13 protein-coding genes are annotated in these 15,591 nt (G+C 71.7%); 4 read left to right on the top strand and 9 right to left on the bottom strand.

The features are described 5' to 3' along the window. Positions 1–4: 4 nt before the first annotated feature. Complete coding sequence (locus FS641_RS08685) at positions 5–1,429, bottom strand: cation:dicarboxylate symporter family transporter (protein WP_144762783.1); 1,425 nt, start codon at positions 1,427–1,429, stop codon at positions 5–7. A 183-nt stretch (positions 1,430–1,612) separates the two neighbouring features. On the opposite strand from FS641_RS08685, the gene FS641_RS08680 reads away from it, so the two are divergent. The 3 genes from FS641_RS08680 to FS641_RS08670 are packed head-to-tail and all read left to right on the top strand — an operon-like array spanning position 1,613 to position 4,670. Beyond that, a complete protein-coding gene (locus FS641_RS08680) occupies positions 1,613–3,265 on the top strand; it encodes an ATP-binding protein (RefSeq protein WP_260855750.1) in 1,653 nt (550 codons plus the stop codon). Beyond that, positions 3,262–3,942 carry a response regulator gene (locus FS641_RS08675; protein WP_144762779.1) on the top strand — a complete coding sequence of 227 codons (681 nt, stop codon included), beginning with the start codon at positions 3,262–3,264 and terminating at the stop codon, positions 3,940–3,942. Before FS641_RS08680 ends, FS641_RS08675 begins: the two co-directional genes overlap by 4 nt. Positions 3,943–3,974: 32 nt before the next feature. Continuing rightward, entirely contained in the window at positions 3,975–4,670 is a 696-nt protein-coding gene (locus FS641_RS08670; protein WP_144762777.1) for a hypothetical protein, read from the top strand. 119 nt (positions 4,671–4,789) lie between these two features. Here FS641_RS08670 and yicI read toward each other — a convergent pair whose 3' ends face one another. The 6 genes from yicI to FS641_RS08640 form a co-directional block, all read right to left on the bottom strand. Continuing rightward, positions 4,790–7,015, bottom strand: coding sequence for an alpha-xylosidase (gene yicI / locus FS641_RS08665; RefSeq protein ID WP_144762775.1), 2,226 nt, complete (start codon positions 7,013–7,015; stop codon positions 4,790–4,792). Continuing rightward, positions 7,012–9,060, bottom strand: a complete 2,049-nt coding sequence (locus FS641_RS08660; RefSeq protein WP_144762773.1) for a beta-galactosidase — start codon at positions 9,058–9,060, stop codon at positions 7,012–7,014. The genes yicI and FS641_RS08660 overlap by 4 nt, the downstream gene beginning before the upstream one ends. Positions 9,061–9,182: 122 nt before the next feature. Beyond that, positions 9,183–10,088, bottom strand: coding sequence for a carbohydrate ABC transporter permease (locus FS641_RS08655; protein WP_144762771.1), 906 nt, complete (start codon positions 10,086–10,088; stop codon positions 9,183–9,185). After that, positions 10,085–11,047, bottom strand: coding sequence for a carbohydrate ABC transporter permease (locus tag FS641_RS08650; protein ID WP_144762769.1), 963 nt, complete (start codon positions 11,045–11,047; stop codon positions 10,085–10,087). The genes FS641_RS08655 and FS641_RS08650 overlap by 4 nt, the downstream gene beginning before the upstream one ends. Further along, positions 11,044–12,348: an ABC transporter substrate-binding protein gene (locus FS641_RS08645; protein WP_144762767.1), complete on the bottom strand. Its 1,305-nt coding sequence runs from the start codon at positions 12,346–12,348 to the stop codon at positions 11,044–11,046. Before FS641_RS08645 ends, FS641_RS08650 begins: the two co-directional genes overlap by 4 nt. Positions 12,349–12,442: 94 nt before the next feature. Then, positions 12,443–13,441, bottom strand: coding sequence for a LacI family DNA-binding transcriptional regulator (locus tag FS641_RS08640; protein ID WP_144762765.1), 999 nt, complete (start codon positions 13,439–13,441; stop codon positions 12,443–12,445). A gap of 99 nt (positions 13,442–13,540) precedes the next feature. On the opposite strand from FS641_RS08640, the gene FS641_RS08635 reads away from it, so the two are divergent. Beyond that, on the top strand, positions 13,541–14,293 hold the full coding sequence (locus tag FS641_RS08635; protein WP_144762763.1) for an alpha/beta hydrolase: 753 nt from the start codon (positions 13,541–13,543) through the stop codon (positions 14,291–14,293). 232 nt (positions 14,294–14,525) lie between these two features. On the opposite strand, the gene FS641_RS08630 is transcribed toward FS641_RS08635, so the two are convergent. Together FS641_RS08630 and FS641_RS08625 are read right to left on the bottom strand one after the other, a co-directional pair. After that, on the bottom strand, positions 14,526–14,747 hold the full coding sequence (locus FS641_RS08630) for a hypothetical protein (RefSeq protein WP_144762761.1): 222 nt from the start codon (positions 14,745–14,747) through the stop codon (positions 14,526–14,528). Between the two features lie 78 nt (positions 14,748–14,825). Then, positions 14,826–15,518, bottom strand: a complete 693-nt coding sequence (locus tag FS641_RS08625; protein WP_222122073.1) for a TetR/AcrR family transcriptional regulator — start codon at positions 15,516–15,518, stop codon at positions 14,826–14,828. Positions 15,519–15,591 lie beyond the last annotated feature (73 nt).

The raw sequence follows: 15,591 nt of genomic DNA, 5'->3' as shown, positions 1-15,591 counted from the left end.
GCCGTCAGCGGCGGTCGGCCGACGTCGTCGTGTGCTCGGACCCGACGATCGTCCGGACGGTCTCGGTGGAGATCCGCTCGTCCTGGGCGGCCGAGCCGCTCGCCCCGTGGTCGTCGGCGGACATCGTGCGCTCGTCGAACGGTGCCGCGCCCGAGAGCACCCGGTCGACCTGGGCACGGTCGATCTGCCGCGTCCAGGTGCCGACGAGGACGGTGGCGACGGCGTTGCCGGTGAAGTTCGTCAGCGCGCGGGCCTCGGACATGAAGCGGTCGATGCCGACGATGAGTCCGACGCCGTTCACCAGGTCCGGACGGTGGGCCTGCAGGCCGCCGGCGAGGGTGGCGAGTCCAGCACCGGTCACGCCGGCGGCGCCCTTCGACGCGATGACCATGAACACCAGGAGCGAGATCTGCTCGGGGATGTCGAGCGGCGTGCCGAGGGCGTTCGCGATGAAGAGCGACGACATGGTCAGGTAGATCGCGGTGCCGTCGAGGTTGAACGAGTAGCCGGTCGGGACGGTGACACCGACCACGGGCTTCGAGACGCCGAGGTGCTCCATCTTGGCGATCAGGCGCGGCAGGCTCACCTCACTGGAGGACGTCGACACGATGAGCAGGTACTCCCGACCCAGGTACCGCATGAGCCGGAAGATGTTCACGCCGGTGACGACGCGCAGCAGGACGCCGAGCACCCCGACGACGAACACGATGCAGGTGACGTAGAACGCGACCATGAGCGTGCCGAGTGCGACGAGTGCCGCGACACCGGTCGCACCGACGACGGCCGCGATCGCCCCGAAGGCACCGATCGGAGCAGCCCACATCACCATCGCGAGGATGCGGAACACGAGCGCCTGCAGGTGCCGGATCGCGGTGAGGACGGGCGCGCCCTTCTCCCCCATCGCCTGCAGGGCGAAGCCGACGAGCAGTGCGACGAAGAGGGTCTGCAGGATGCTGCCGCTCGTCAGCGACGACACGAGCGTGGCGGGGATGATCCCGAGCAGGAAGCCCGACGTCGACGATGCGTCCTCGCTCGACCCGGCCGGGAGGTCGTACTTCGCCGTGGACATGTCGAGGTGGTCGCCCGGGTGGATCAGGTTGCCCACCACGAGGCCGATCGCCAGCGCGAACGTCGACATCACGACGAAGTAGCCGAGCGCGAGACCGCCGACCTTGCCGACCGTGGCCGCCTTGGCGATGGAGCCGACGCCCAGCACGATCGTGCAGAAGATGACGGGGGCGATCATCATCTTGATGAGGGCGATGAAGCCGTCACCGATCGGCTTGAGGCCGACCGCGAAGGACGGGGCGGCGAGGCCGACCGCGATGCCGGCGGCGACCGCGGCGATGACGGCGATGTAGAGCCAGTGCGAACGGTCCAGGCCGCGGCGCCGACCAGGGCGCGCGGTGGACGGGTGCGTCGATGCCATGGGACTTCCTTGTCGTCTGGACCGGGGCGTCGTCGCCTCGGTGCACTCGTTCTCGACGGAACGGACCCACCATCGCGCGGTCGGCGCCGCGGATGCGACTTGCGTTCATAGCGTTCACGCGCGCATCGACGCCCGTCGTACCGCAGAATGGTGGTCCCGCGACGAGGCGAGGAGGGCCGGACGGTGGTACCGAGGCGGTGGAGCATCGCGAAGCGGCTCTTCGCGCTGCAGCTGGTGGTCGTCGTCGTCGGCGTGGTGGTGGGCAGCATCTGGAGCTGGGCGTCGGCACGCGCCGACCTCGAGGCCGCCGCCGCCGCCGAGTCCCGAGCGGTCGCGGTGACGATCGCCAGGAACCCGTTCGTCCTGGAGCAGGCCCGGACCGCCGACCCCTCGGCGCGGCTCGAACCGTACGCCCTCGACGTGATGCGCCGGACACACACCGACTTCATCACGATCATGGCGCCCGACCGCACCCGGTGGACGCACCCGGACCCGTCCGAGATCGGTCGGCCGTTCGAGGGGACGATCACCCCGGCGCTGCACGGCAGGACGTTCACGGAGACCTCCGTCGGCACGCTCGGGCCGTCCGTGCGCGCCGTGACGCCGATCGAGGACCGGGACGGTCGGGTCGTCGGACTGGTCGCGGCGGGGGTCACGGTCGCGAACATCGCGAGTGCCCTGGTGCCCCGACTGGTGTCCGTGGTCGCCCTGGCCCTCGGGGTCGTCGCCGTCGCCGCCCTGTTCTCGTGGCTCCTCAGCCGGTACCTGGACCGCGTGACGGCCGGACGTGGTCCCGAAGAGCTCGCCCGCGTGTTCGCCTCGTACGAGGGTGTGCTGCACTCCGTGCACGAGGGCCTGGTCGTCATCGACCGGTCGGGGTCGATCGTGCTCCACAACGACCGCGCCGCCGAGCTGCTGCACCTGCCTCCGATGGACGGACACCACGCGCCGGTCCCGGTGCAGTCGCTCGACGTGTCCGACGCCCTGCGGACCCTGCTCACCTCGGGGGACCGCGCGGTCGACGAGACGCACGTGACGAGCGACCGCGTGCTCGTCGTGAACCAGGAGATGGCGTTCTCCCGCGCGTCCGCGAAGCCCATGGGCACCGTCGCGACCATCCGCGACCACACCGAGCTCATGCACCTCTCCGGCGAACTCGCCGCCACCCGGACGCTCACCGACGCGCTGCGGTCGCAGACGCACGAGTTCGCGAACCGGCTGCACACCGTGGTGGCGCTCATGGAACTCGGACGGGTCGACGAGGCGATCCGGTTCGCCTCGGACGAGATCGACCAGCACGCCACCGGCACCGCGGCGCTCGGACACCGGAGCGACGGGCATGAGCGCGACGGAGACGACGACACCGGTGCACGGACGACGTCCGCCGCGGTGCTGACCGCCGTGCTCGACGGCAAGCGGGTGGAGGCACGCGAGCGTGGCGTCGTGCTGACGGCCGACACCGCCGGGCTCGAGGGTCCGGTGCCGGCGCCGGCGAGCGACACCATCACGGTGATCGGGAACCTCGTCGACAACGCCGTCGACGCCGTCGCCGAGCTCCGGGGCGACGACCGCGAGCCCCGTGTCACCGTGGTCCTGACGACGGTCGACGGCCGCACCCGCTTCGTCGTGCGCGACAACGGCCCTGGCATCCCGGACGTGCCGGCGGCCCACGAGCGCGGATGGTCGACGAAGGCCTCCGGCCCCGACGGTCGCGGTTTCGGACTCGCCCTCGTGCGCGCCGCCGTCGACCGCATCGGTGGCGCGGTCACCGTCACGACCGGCCCGGAGGGCAGCACCTTCGTGGTCGACCTCGAACAGGGGCGGGCGACCGCATGACCGGCGTCATCCGGGTGCTCGTGGTGGAGGACGAGCCGCTGACGGCCGAAGCGCACGTCGCGTACGTGGGCCGCCTCGAGGGGTTCACCGTGGTCGGGTCGGCCGCCACCGGGCGCGCCATGCTGGCCGCGGTCGCGGCGGAGGGACCGGACCTCGTCCTGCTGGACCTCGACCTGCCCGACGCCCACGGCCTCCGACTCGTCCGCGCCCTGCGGTCCGCCGGGTCGACGGTCGACGTGATCGCGGTGACCGCTGCGCACGACGCCCACGAGGTGCGGAGTGCCATCGCGCTCGGGGTGGTGCAGTACCTCGTCAAGCCGTTCAGCTTCCGGACCTTCGCCGAACGGCTCGACACCTACCGTGCGTTCCGGCGCGGGTTCGAGGACCGGCGGTCGCTGACGCAGGCCGACATCGACCAGCGCCTCGGCGCACTCCGACCGCCCACGCCGACCGAGGGCGAGAAGGGCATCGCCCGCGCGACGCTCGCGTCGATCCAGGCGGTGCTGATGCAGGCGACCGCCGGGGCGTCGGCGACCGAGGTGGCGGCGACGACGGGGACCTCGCGGGTGACGGCGCGGCGGTACCTGGAGCACCTCGTCACCGTCGGGCAGGCCGAGAAGGACGTCCGTCACCGCGGCCAGGGACGCCCCGAGTACGAGTACCGGTGGGTGCGATGAGGCGATCGGCCCGCTGGTCCTACGCTGGACGCGTGCCCGACGACCCCGCAGGTGTGGTGCCCGACCTCCCCGGCCCCGGCAGCGCGCGCTCCGCACAGCCGATGGCCGTGCTGCTGTTCGGGATCGCCGGCATCAGCACCCTCGCAGCGATCGCGCTGCCGCTCATGCCCGGCGTGGCGCACCTGCTGGGCCTGGTCGGTGGCCTCTCCACGCTCGCCGGCCTCTGCTTCGTCGCGTTCGGACCCGAGGACGACCGTCCCCTCCGGGATGCGCGCGGTGCACGGACGCTGCTCCTGGTCGCCGCGGTCGCGGCGGTCCTGCAGACGCTGCTGCCGTTCCTCGGCGCGGGGACCGGACTGCGGCCGACCGACCTCGCGGTGCTCGCGCCGAGCATCGGCATCGTCGGAGGCGTGTGCGTCTGCGCCGCGGTGGTGCGACTCCTCCTGGCCCGGCGACGACCGGTGCGACCCGAGCTGCGGTCGCTGGCGCTGGCGGGACTGACGCTGATCGGCGTCGGCGCGACGTGCGCGAACGTCCTGGCGGTGCTGGCGTCCGTCACCCCGGACGCCGCACCGCTCGCAGCGGTCCGGCACGTCGGCTTCCTCGTCACCGGCGTCGGTGAGGTCCTCGTGGCTGCCGACTTCTGGCTGCGGCCGATCGCCGCCGCGGCGCCGGTGCGCGCAGGCAGTGCCGTCGACGCGTCACCCCACCGGCCGCCGGCCCGCTGACGCACGTCGCGAGCCCCGTCCTCCGGACGTCGGACGCAGGGGCGGTCGCCCCCAGCGCCCGACGGCCGGCGGCGGGCCGCCGGGCAGGCCGGTCAGGCCGGTCAGGCCGGTCAGGCCGGTCAGGCCGGTCGTACCTGCTCGATGACCACCTCCGCGTCGCCGACGAGCCGGGCCGTGCCGTCCGGCTCCCGCTGGACGGAGTAGGACCGCTGCTCCCCCGTGTCGTGCGCGACCACCCGCACCGTGCGTCGACCGGGCTCCGATGCCGGGAACACCCGCAACGTCAGGTCCGCGAAGTAGTCGTAGTCCGGACGGTCGCGGTGTCCGCCCACCGGGACGACCGCGCCGTCCCGGACGTAGAGCGGCAGCGTGTCGAAGCCGTGCCGCTCCGTCCGCCACCGACCACCGTGCACGGTCTCTCCGCTGAACCAGTCCGTCCACAGGCCGTCCGGCAGGTAGAAGGTCACCTCGCCGTCCGCGCTGAAGACCGGCGCGACGAGCAGGTCGGGGCCGAGCATGTACTGCGTGTCGAGGTGCGCCACGGCAGGGTCGCCGTCGAACTCGAGCGCCATGGGCCGCATCACCGGGATGCCCCGTTCGTGCGCCTCCACCCCCGCCGCGAACAGGTACGGCATCAGCGCGAGCTTCAGCCGGGTGAAGGCGCGGGTGACCTCGACCGCCTCCTCGTCGAACAGCCACGGGACCCGGTAGGAGCTCGACCCGTGCAACCGCGAGTGCGACGACAGCAGCCCGAACGCCAGCCACCGCTTGAACACCCCGGGGTCTGGCATCCCCTCGAACCCGCCCATGTCGTGCGCCCAGAACCCGAACCCCCCGTAGGCGAGCGACAGGCCGCCGCGGAGCGACTCCGCCATGGACTCGTGCGTGCTCGAGTTGTCCCCGCCCCAGTGCACCGGCATCGTCTGGCCGCCGACGGTCGCCGACCGGGCGAAGACGACGGCGTCCGCCGGTCCTCGCTCGTCGACGAGCACGTCGTGGACGGCACGGTTGTACGCCTGCGCGTAGAGGTTGTGCATCGCCTCCGGGTCGCTGCCGTCCGCCCACACCACGTCGGTCGGGATCCGCTCGCCGAAGTCGGTCTTGAACGAGTCGACCCCCTGCCGCAGCAGGGTGCGGAGGTGGTCCTGGTACCAGCGGGTGGCCTCCGGGTTCGTGAAGTCGACGAGTCCCATCCCGGCCTGCCACATGTCCCACTGCCACACGCCGCCGTCCGGTCGGCGGACGAGGTACCCGCGCTCCGCGGCCTCGGCGAAGAGCCGGGACCGCTGTCCGATGTACGGGTTGATCCAGACGCACACGTGCAGGCCGCGGTCGTGGAGCCGTCGCAGCATCCCGTCCGGGTCCGGGAAGCCCCGGGCGTCCCACGTGAAGTCGGTCCAGTTGAACTCCCGCATCCAGAAGCAGTCGAAGTGGAACGCCGAGAGCGGCAGGTCCCGCTCGGCGAAGCCGTCGACGAACGACATCACGGTGGCCTCGTCGTACTGCGTGGTGAACGACGTCGTGAGCCAGAGGCCGTAGCTCCACGCGGGCACCACGGCCGGGCGACCGCTCAGCTGCGTGTACCGCTCGAGCACGTCCTTCTGCGTCGCGCCGGCGATCAGGAAGTACTCGAGCACCTCGCCCTCGACCGAGAACTGCACGCGTTTGACCGACTCCGAGCCGACCTCGAACGACACCTTGCCCGGGTCGTTCACGAGGACGCCGTACCCGCGGTTGGTCAGGTAGAACGGCACGTTCTTGTAGGCCTGTTCGCTGGACGTGCCACCGTCGGCGTTCCAGACGTCGATCGTCTGCCCGTTCTTGACGAGCGGTCCGAAGCGTTCGCCGAGTCCGTAGACGAGTTCACCGACGCCGAGGTCCAGCTGCTCGTGGACGAACACCGAGTCGTCGCTGCCCTGGACGTAGCCGACGGAGCGGTGCCCAGAACCGGTCAGTCGCCGACCCCCGACCGAGAACGAGACGTCCCAGGGCGCCCCGGGAGCGACGGTCGCGGTGACCGACCCGGTCGTCAGGGTCCCGCCGCCGTCCGGGGTGGCCGAGACGGAGCCGACCCGCTCCCCCGACGTGGCTCCGGGCAGGTCGAACCCACCGCGCCCCGGCCGCCCGGCGTGGTGCACGATGCGGACACGCACCACGTCGTCCATCGGCGAGCTCAGCGTGACCGTCAGCATCGGCCGGTTCAGGGTGTCGCCGCGACCGACGATGCGCCGCGTCGGTGCGGAGACGGTCAGTGCGCCGTCCGACGCGTCGACGTCGTACGCCTCCTGCGCGTAGAGGACGGTGACGTCCTCGCGCGTCTGCCAGTAGCCGTCCGTGAACTTCACCGGGTCACCGCCTCGCGCACGACGGCGACCGCTCCGCCGGGGACGACGAACCGCCCGTCCACGTCTGCTCCGGAGACCAGGTCCGTACCGTGCGCCGTCATCGCGAGCGGCTCGGCACCGTGGTTGATCGCGAAGACCCACGAGCCGTCCGGCCCGCTCCGACGGACGCGCTCGAGCCCGTCCTCGCCGGGGACGACCGGCTCGATCCCGAGCTCGGCCACGAGGGCACCGACGAGTCGTCCTCGGGACGCTCGGTCCAGGTGCGTCGAGAGCAGGCGCACGCTCCCGGCACCGAGGGCGTTGCGGTACGCCGACGGCAGACCGGCGAGGACACCGGAGGTGAACGTCGCGGTGACCTCGGCTCCGTCGGCGCGCCCCCACTCGGTCCAGACCCGGCCCGTCGACCCGTCGCTCGTCGTCACGGTCTCGCCCTCGAGCAGCGGGAAGAACTCCTCCACGCGGGCTCCGACGAGCGATCGGAGCGCGCCCGGGTGGCCGCCGGTGACGACCCGGTTGTGGTCGTCGACGATGCCGGTGAACGGGGTCACGAGCAGGGTGCCCCCGGCACGGACCCAGGCGTCGAGGCGCTCCACGTCCGCGGTCGGGACGAGCGGGACGGTCGGCAGGACGACCAGGGCGTAGCCGTCCGGTGCCGTCCCGGGCGGGACGACGTCGACGGCCACGCCGATGCGCGTGAACGCGCGGTGGAACGCCAGCGCCTCGGCGAACGGGTCCAGGTCGACGGTCGGCTTCGGCCCCGACCGCAGGGCGGCCGCGGCGTCCTCGCTGACGACGATCGCGACCCGTGCCCGTTCGACGGTCGACCCGGTGACCTCGCCGATCCGCCGGAGGAGCGCACCGAGCTCGCACGCCTCGCGGAACACCTTCGTGTCGGCGCCGGCGTGCGGGACGACGGCGGAGTGGAACTGCTCGCTGCCCGCTGTGGACTGTCGCCACTGGAAGAAGAGCACCCCGTCGGCGCCGCGCGCCACGTGGGCGAGGCTGTTCCTGGTCATCTCCCCCGGTGCCTTGGCGCGGTTCCGGGGCTGCCAGTTGACGGCGGACGTCGAGTGCTCGATGAGCAGCCACGGCTGCCCGTCGGCGATCCCGCGGGTCCGGTCCGCGCTGAAGGCCAGCTCGCCGTGCCCTTCCGGGTCGGCGCCGATCACGTAGTGGTCGTTCGCCACGAGGTCGACCTCCCGCGCCCACGTGGCGTACTGGTGCACGCCGGGGCCGCCCTGGATCATCGTGTTCGTCGTGATCGGCACGTCCGGTGTGATCCGGCGGAGCACGTCGCGTTCGGCACGGTAGTGGGCCAGGAGCGCGTCGCTGGAGAAGCGCTCGAAGTCGAGCAGCAGGCCGGGGTTGTGGGCCGTGCCGGTCCACCGTGGTGTCCGCACCTGGTCGAACGCGGTGTAGCGGTGGCCCCAGAAGGCCGTCCCCCAGTGCTCGTTGAGGGCGTCGAGGGAACCGTGTCGTTCCGCCGACCAGGTCTGGAAGGCCCGGTCGCTCTCCGCGCTGTGGCAGCGGTGGTTCTCGTTCCCGAGCTCGTTGCTGACGTGCCACATCCGCAGGGCGGGGTGCGCGCCGTACCGCTCGGCGAGGCGCTCGACGATGCGCAGCGCGAACTCGCGGAACACCGACGAGCTGGGCGACCACCCGAGCCTGCCGCCCGGGGCGACCGTGCGGCCGTCAGCATCGACGCGGAGCACCTCGGGGTGGTCCTGCAGGAGCCACATCGGCGGTGCGGCGGTCGGCGTCGCGAGGTTGACGCCGATGCCGTGCTCGTGGAGCAGGTCGAGCACCCGGTCGAGCCACCCGAACTCGAAGACGCCGTCGGCGACCTCGATCAGGCCCCAGGAGAAGACCCCGACGTTGACGGAGTCGACGCCGGCCTGCTGCATGAGTCGGACGTCCTCGAGCCAGACGTCCTCCGGCCACTGCTCCGGGGAGTAGTCACCGCCGAAGGCCAGGCCGTCGGCGATCCAGGGGAAGGTGGTCCCGTCGGGGAGGTCGCGGGAGTGGGAGGTGATGGTGCGGTGCATCGGGAGGGTGGACTCCTGGTCGTGGGGTGGTGTGCCCGTCGTGGGCGTGGCGCTGCTGCGGCGCCCGGACAGGTGCGCGCTCCGTCGTCCGTGACGGAGCCCGCGCAGCGTGGTCGGCCGGATCAGCCCTTGAGGCCGCCGGACAGCAGGTCGAGGCGCCAGAACCGCTGGAGCACGAGCATCAGGACGACGAGCGGGATGATCGAGACCGCAGCACCCGTGATCGCCAGTGAGTACAGCGCCGGCGTCCCGGACCCCTTCGACACCAGCGTGTACAGCCCGACCGTCAACGGGTAGCTGCCCTGGTCGGAGAGCATCACGAAGGGCAACAGGAAGTTGTTCCAGATGCCGACGAACTGCAGCATGAACACCGTCACCATGCCCGGTACGAGCAGCGGCACGGCGATCGACCGGAAGATCCGGAACTCGCTGGCGCCGTCGATGCGCGCGGCCTCGATCGTGTCGGAGGGGATGGTCGCCGCGGCGTAGACCCGGCAGAGGTAGATGCCGAACGGGCTGATGATCACCGGCAGCAGCACGGACAGGCGTGACCCTGCCAGTCCGAAGTCCGACAGCAGCAGGTACTGCGGGATCGCCAGGGTGATCCCCGGGATGAGCACGCCGCCGAGGATGCAGTAGAACACGAGTGCCCGTCCGCGGAACTCGTACTTCGCGAGCCCGTACCCGGCCGCCGCGGACACGATCGTCGAGAGCAGCCCTCCGAGCCCGGCGTAGAGGACCGAGTTGAGCGCCCACGACCCGAACTGCCCGTTCCCGTACGAGAACAGCGCGGTCAGGTTGCCCCACAGGCCGGTGCCCGGCGCGAAGGTGAACGACGAGAACAGCTCGCCCGGCGACTTGCTCGACGCGACGAAGACCCACACCACCGGGATCAGGCAGTACACCGCTCCGATGAGCAGGACCACGGTGGGGACGATCCGCCCCCAGGCCGGACCGGATCGTTCCGGTGCCCGGGTCTCCCGACGGGTCGGGGTCCGGTGTCGGTCGAGCACGGCTGGTGCGGTCATGAGCGGGCTCCCGCGGTTCGGCGGTTGGTGATGACCAGGACGACGGCGGAGAGCACGACCGTCCCGAGGGCGAGGATCACGGACAGCGCCGCCGCCGACGGCAGGTCGTCGGTCAGGAAGGCGTCGCGGTAGATCGTCATGAGCGGCACCCAGGTCTGGCTGATGACGCTGCTCATCGGCTTGAGCGTCGTCGGCTCGCCGTACAGCTGGAGTGCGCCGATGAGCGAGAAGATCGCGGTGAGGACGAGGGCGGGGACCACCAGCGGGACCTTGATCGACAGGGCGATCTGCCGTTCGTCGGCGCCGTCGAGTCGCGCGGCCTCGTAGATCTCGGCCGGGATGCCGCGGAGCGAGGTGAAGATGATGATCATGTTGAAGCCGACGCCGCCCCAGATCGCGATGTTGGCGACGGACGCGAAGATGCCGGGGTTCTGCAGGAACGGGATGCTCCCCCACCCGAGTGCCTCGGTGATCGCGGAGAACGGGCTCGTCCCGGGCAGGTAGAGGAAGCCCCAGAGCAACGCGGCGACGACGCCCGGCACCGCGTACGGGATGAAGATCGCGGTGCGCGAGAAGCGCGTGCCCCTGGCTGCCGGGACGTCGAGCAGGAGCGCGAACAGGAGTGCGAGCCCGAGGGTCAGCGGCACCGCGATGACGGCGTAGAGCCCGAGGTGCCCGAGGCCGGAGAGCAGCGCCGGGTCGCTCAGTGCGGACACGTAGTTCTCGAGTCCGGCGAAGACGCGGACCCGGGCGCCGAGGAGCGCACCACCGGAGATCCGGTAGGTCTGCAGGCTCAGCCAGATCGCGTAGACGATCGGCACGAGCATGAAGGCGACGAACAGCACCAGCGCGGGCGCGAGGAAGAACCAGGGGGCGCTCCGGCCGCGCCGGGCCCGCCGGCGGCGGACGCCGCCCGGGGTGACCCGGGCGGCGTCCGCGGGCGCCTGGACCGCCGTCATCGGCTGGACACCTTGAAGCCGGACTTCTCCATGTCGGCCACGACCGTGTCCTGCACGCTCTGGAACGCGGCGCGCCACGACGTGTGGTCCTGGATCGCCTTGCTCAGTGCGTCGGAGAACGCGGTGTTCGCCACGTTGTAGTCGGGTCCCCAGGTCACGGGGATCGTGTCAGCGGAGATCTTCGCGGCGACCTGGTAGAAGTCCTTCTGCTGCGGCATCAGTGCGGGCGGTGTGCTGCCCTTCGCTTCCTCCTGCCCCGAGATCGCCGCGGGGTAGGAGTTCGAGACGGTGAGGAGCTGGTCGGCACCCGTCTTGCTCGCGTTGAGCCACTGCGCGAACTCGGCGGCGGCCTCGACGTGCTTGGAGTCCTTCGTGACGATCACCGAGGAGCCACCCTGGTAGGCGACGGCGGAGTCGCCCGCCTTCCACTGGGGCAACGGCGCCATGCTCCACTTGCCGATCGTGTCCGGGGCGACGCCGGACAGGACGCCAGGTGCCCACAGGGCGGACGGCCACGACAGCACCTTGCCGCTGTTCACGTCCGCGTTCCACTCCGGTGTCAGGATCGGGTCGGTCGAGATGTAGCCCTTGTCCGCGAGGCCCTGGAAGAAATCGGCGACCTGGAGCGACTGCTCGTCGGCGATCCCGACGCTCCACTTGCCGTTCTTCGTGGACCACCACTTCGACCCGGCCTGCGCCGCGACGCCGGCGAAGAACCCGGTCTGGTCCGGCGGCAGCGACGCGAGGGTGGCCGACGGGTCGGCCGCCTTCACCTTCGCGGCGGCTTCGCCGAACTCCTGCCAGGTCGTCGGCACGGGGATGCCGTACTGCTCGAGCAGGTCGGAGCGGTAGACCAGCGCCATCGGCCCGACGTCCTGCGGGAGTGCGTACACGTGCCCGTCGAAGGTGACCTGCTGCAGGGTGCCCTTCGTGTAGGCCTTCTTCGTCGCCGAGGACAGGCGGTCGGTGAGGTCGATCGGCACACCGGCCACGATGAGCGACGGCAGCGTCGTGTACTCGACGGCGGCGAGGTCGGGGGCGTTCCCGGCGCGTGTGGCGGTGAGGAGCTTCGCGGCCGAGGCGTCACCACCACCGGCGTCGGTGTGCTTGACCTGGATGTCGGGGTGCGAGGCGTTCCACTTCGCGACGATCTTGTCGGTACCGGGCGCCCAGGACCAGAACGACAGGGAGACCTTGTCGCCGTTCGCGGTCCCGGCGGAGCCGGAGCCGGAGCACCCGGCGAGGACGACCACGGCGACTGCTGCGGTCGCCGCCGCCGCGAGGAGGGAGCGTTTCTTCATGGGTCTACTTCCTTGTAGGGATCGGGTTGTTGTGGGGGAAAAGTCATCGAAGCGCTTCGACGATGCGGACGCGGAACCTCGGGGCGTCGCTGGGTCAGCGAGCGCGGACGGACCCCTTGTCCTCGTAGGACGGGGGGATCAGTTCGACGTGCGGGACGGCGTCCCCGTCGATCTGCGCGAGGGCCAGCTCGACGGCGCGTCGTCCCGACCGTTCGGCCGGGAGCGGGATCACGTCGAGCGGGGTCGACATGACGTCGGTCGAGAAACTCGAGCACGCCGACACGATCGACAGCGCATCCGGGACGGCGACCGCGTGCGTCTCGAGCGAGCGGAGCACCCGCCGGTGCTGCTCCTCGTTGCAGTTCAGGACGAGCGCGGTCATCTCCGGCAGGATCGTCCGCAGCGCCGCGACGTCGTCCGTCGCCCCGGTCGGGTCGGTCGCGCGGAACGCCGTGGCCACGCCACGTTCGGCCGCCGCGAGCAGGAACGCGTCCCGGAAGCGCGGTGCGAAGTTGCTGCGCCGCTCGTAGAGGGCCGCGGAGTGCCCGAGCAGCCCGATGGACCGGTGTCCGGCTGCGGTGAGCCGATCCACGGCGAGTCCCGCAGCGGCCTCGAAGTCGAAGTCGACGCAGGTCAGGCCCTCGACGTCGTCGGGGACGCCGATCACCGCGGCCGGCAACCGGAGGTCTCGGAGCAGGTCGATGCGGTCGTCGTCGGTCGCGACGTCCATCACCACGATGCCGTCCACGAGCTTGCTCGACGCGACGCGCTCGAGGTCCGCCAGGGCGTCGCTGCCGGTCAGGAGCAGCACGTCGTAGTCCGAGCGACGTGCCGCCGCGGCGATCGAGACGACGAACGACATGAACGCCGGCGGGTGCGTCTCGGCGTGCATCGGCGCGCTGAGCGCCAGGATCTGCGTCCTCGTGCCGGCGAGCATCCGGGCGCCGGCGTTCGCCCGGTAGCCGAGGGCCGCGATCGCCTCGTCGATCCGGGCCCGCGTCGCCGGCGTGATGCTGCGCTTGCCGCTGAGCGCGTACGACACCGTGCTGATCGACACGCCGGCCGCCTTGGCGACGTCGTGGATGGTAGGCACAGTGACTCCGATGTCTGCGAAACGCTTCGATTGCTGGGTCCGACCGTACGCGCCGCGTGGGACGTCGTCAAGCACCGCGCCGGACCCTATGCTCGCGGCATGACGCAGCTCCCTGCCGGTGCGACGTGGCACCCGGCACCCTCCTCGTTCACCGCCGCCGACGGCCGACCGACGATCGCCCTCGTCCTGCCGGGTGGCGGGTACTCGATGCACGCACCACACGAGGGGGTCGGCTACCTCCCCTGGCTCCACGGAGCCGGCATCGGCGCCGTGGTCTTCGCCTACCCGATCGCACCGCACCGGCACCCCGAGCCGGTCGTCGCCACGCGCGCCCTGCTGTCCGCGATGCGCAGCGGCACCGTCGACGGGCTCCCCCGCGACGCCCGGATCGTCGTGGTCGGCTCGTCGGCCGGCGGACACCTCGCCACCCTCCTCGCCAGCGCGCCGACCCCGGCCGAGCAGGACGCCGGCGGGGACACGGACCGGCCCGACGCGGTCGTCCTCTGCTACCCGGTCACGTCCATGACCGAGCAGCCGCACCGCGGGAGTGTCGACGCGCTCCTCGGCGGCGAGTCGTCCATCTGGACCCGTGCGACCGTCGACGCGTACCTGCTGGTCGACGGCATGACACCGCCCACGTTCCTCTGGCACACGGCCGACGACGGCGGCGTGCACGTCGCGCACTCGCTCGACTACGCGCGCGCCCTGTCCCGACGGCGGATCCCGTTCGAGCTGCACGTCTTCGAGTGCGGCGAGCACGGTGCGGGGCTCGCGACGGGCGTCGGACCGGTCGAGGCGTGGTCGGACCTCGCGACCCGGTGGCTCGAGGACCGGGGCCTCGCGCGACGGTGACCGGGAGCGCGACGGTGACACCGAGCACGACGCACTGACGGACGACGCCGGTCCCGACCGCCCGCGTGGTCACCACGCGCCGGACGGGAGGCCCGTGGCGGCGGCGCCACAGGCCTCCCGTCCGGCAGCCGGTCACCGGAGGACGCGCGCCGCCGCGACCCGGCAACCGGGCGATCTGCGCCCCTCGAGCCATGACCTGGCCACGCGCGGTCCCGCTCCGGACGGGGCGGCTTCACCGGCGGTGACCACCCGGCCTTCGACGGTCTCCGCGCCCGCTTCGTCGGATGCTGTGGATCCCCTGGTACAGGGGCCACGGCATGAGCACGATCAACGTCAGCCCGCTCCACGGCTCCGTGGTGTTGACCACGAGGTCCAGGACTCCCACCGCGAGCATGACGCTCGACGCGATGACCACGGTCCAGGCGAGGGGTCGTGGCCAGAGCGGGAGCTTCATCGCTCCACCGTACCGACGACGTTGTCGATGCCCGGCCGATCGGCCGGCCCTCCGCGAGGACGTCGGCGTCAGCGGAGTTCAGCCGAGCCGGTCGAGCCAGACGTCCATCAGCGCCGCCTCCTCAGGGAGGAGGCCCCCGGGGGGATCTGAACGGAGTTGCACCCGGACCTGGCGTCGGGCGGCAGCGCCGACGTCGTCCGGCCCGGCGACCGGCGCATCGACGAGGACGGCCGCCATGAGCGCGTCCCGCAACGCATCGGCGACGTCGGTCGACTCGTCGGGCGCGGGCTCGACCATCTGGTGCAGCGCCAGTCCGACGTTGGCCGCGAGCAGCATCGCCGCCGCCACCTCCACGTCCACCCGGAGCACACCCGCAGCCGCGCAGCGCGAGAGGGTCCGTCGCAGCAGGGCCGTCACACCGTCTCGTGCTCGAGTGCTCGCCCACGGACGCGGCGCGAACATCAGCCGGTAGAGCGCGGGGTTCTCGGCGGCGAAGGCGAGGTGGTCGGCCCATCCCGCTCGGAGGTCGGCTGCGGGGTCTCCTGACGCCTCGAGCTCGGCCTTGCGCGCCGCGTAGCGCTCGAGTCCGGCGTCGGCGAGCGCATCGAGGAGCCCCCGTTTGTCACCGAACACCCGGTAGAGCACCGGCTGGGTCACACCGACGGCGTCGCAGACCGCACGCGTCGCGATCTCGCCGTCCGACGACGCGACGAGCTGCGCCTCCGCTGCTGCCAGCAGGGCGTTCCGGAGGTCGTCGTCGGGGTGGGCCACGGACACATCCTACCGCGTTGCTATCAGCGATCGTATCTGTGTTACGTTCGAGTGGTGGCAGCGAGGAGGTCGC

This window comes from Curtobacterium sp. 9128, assembly GCF_007673775.1.
Lineage (GTDB): Bacteria > Actinomycetota > Actinomycetes > Actinomycetales > Microbacteriaceae > Curtobacterium.
The sequence above is the reverse complement of the archived record's forward strand: the minus strand, read 5'-3'. Positions and strand labels throughout refer to the sequence as shown.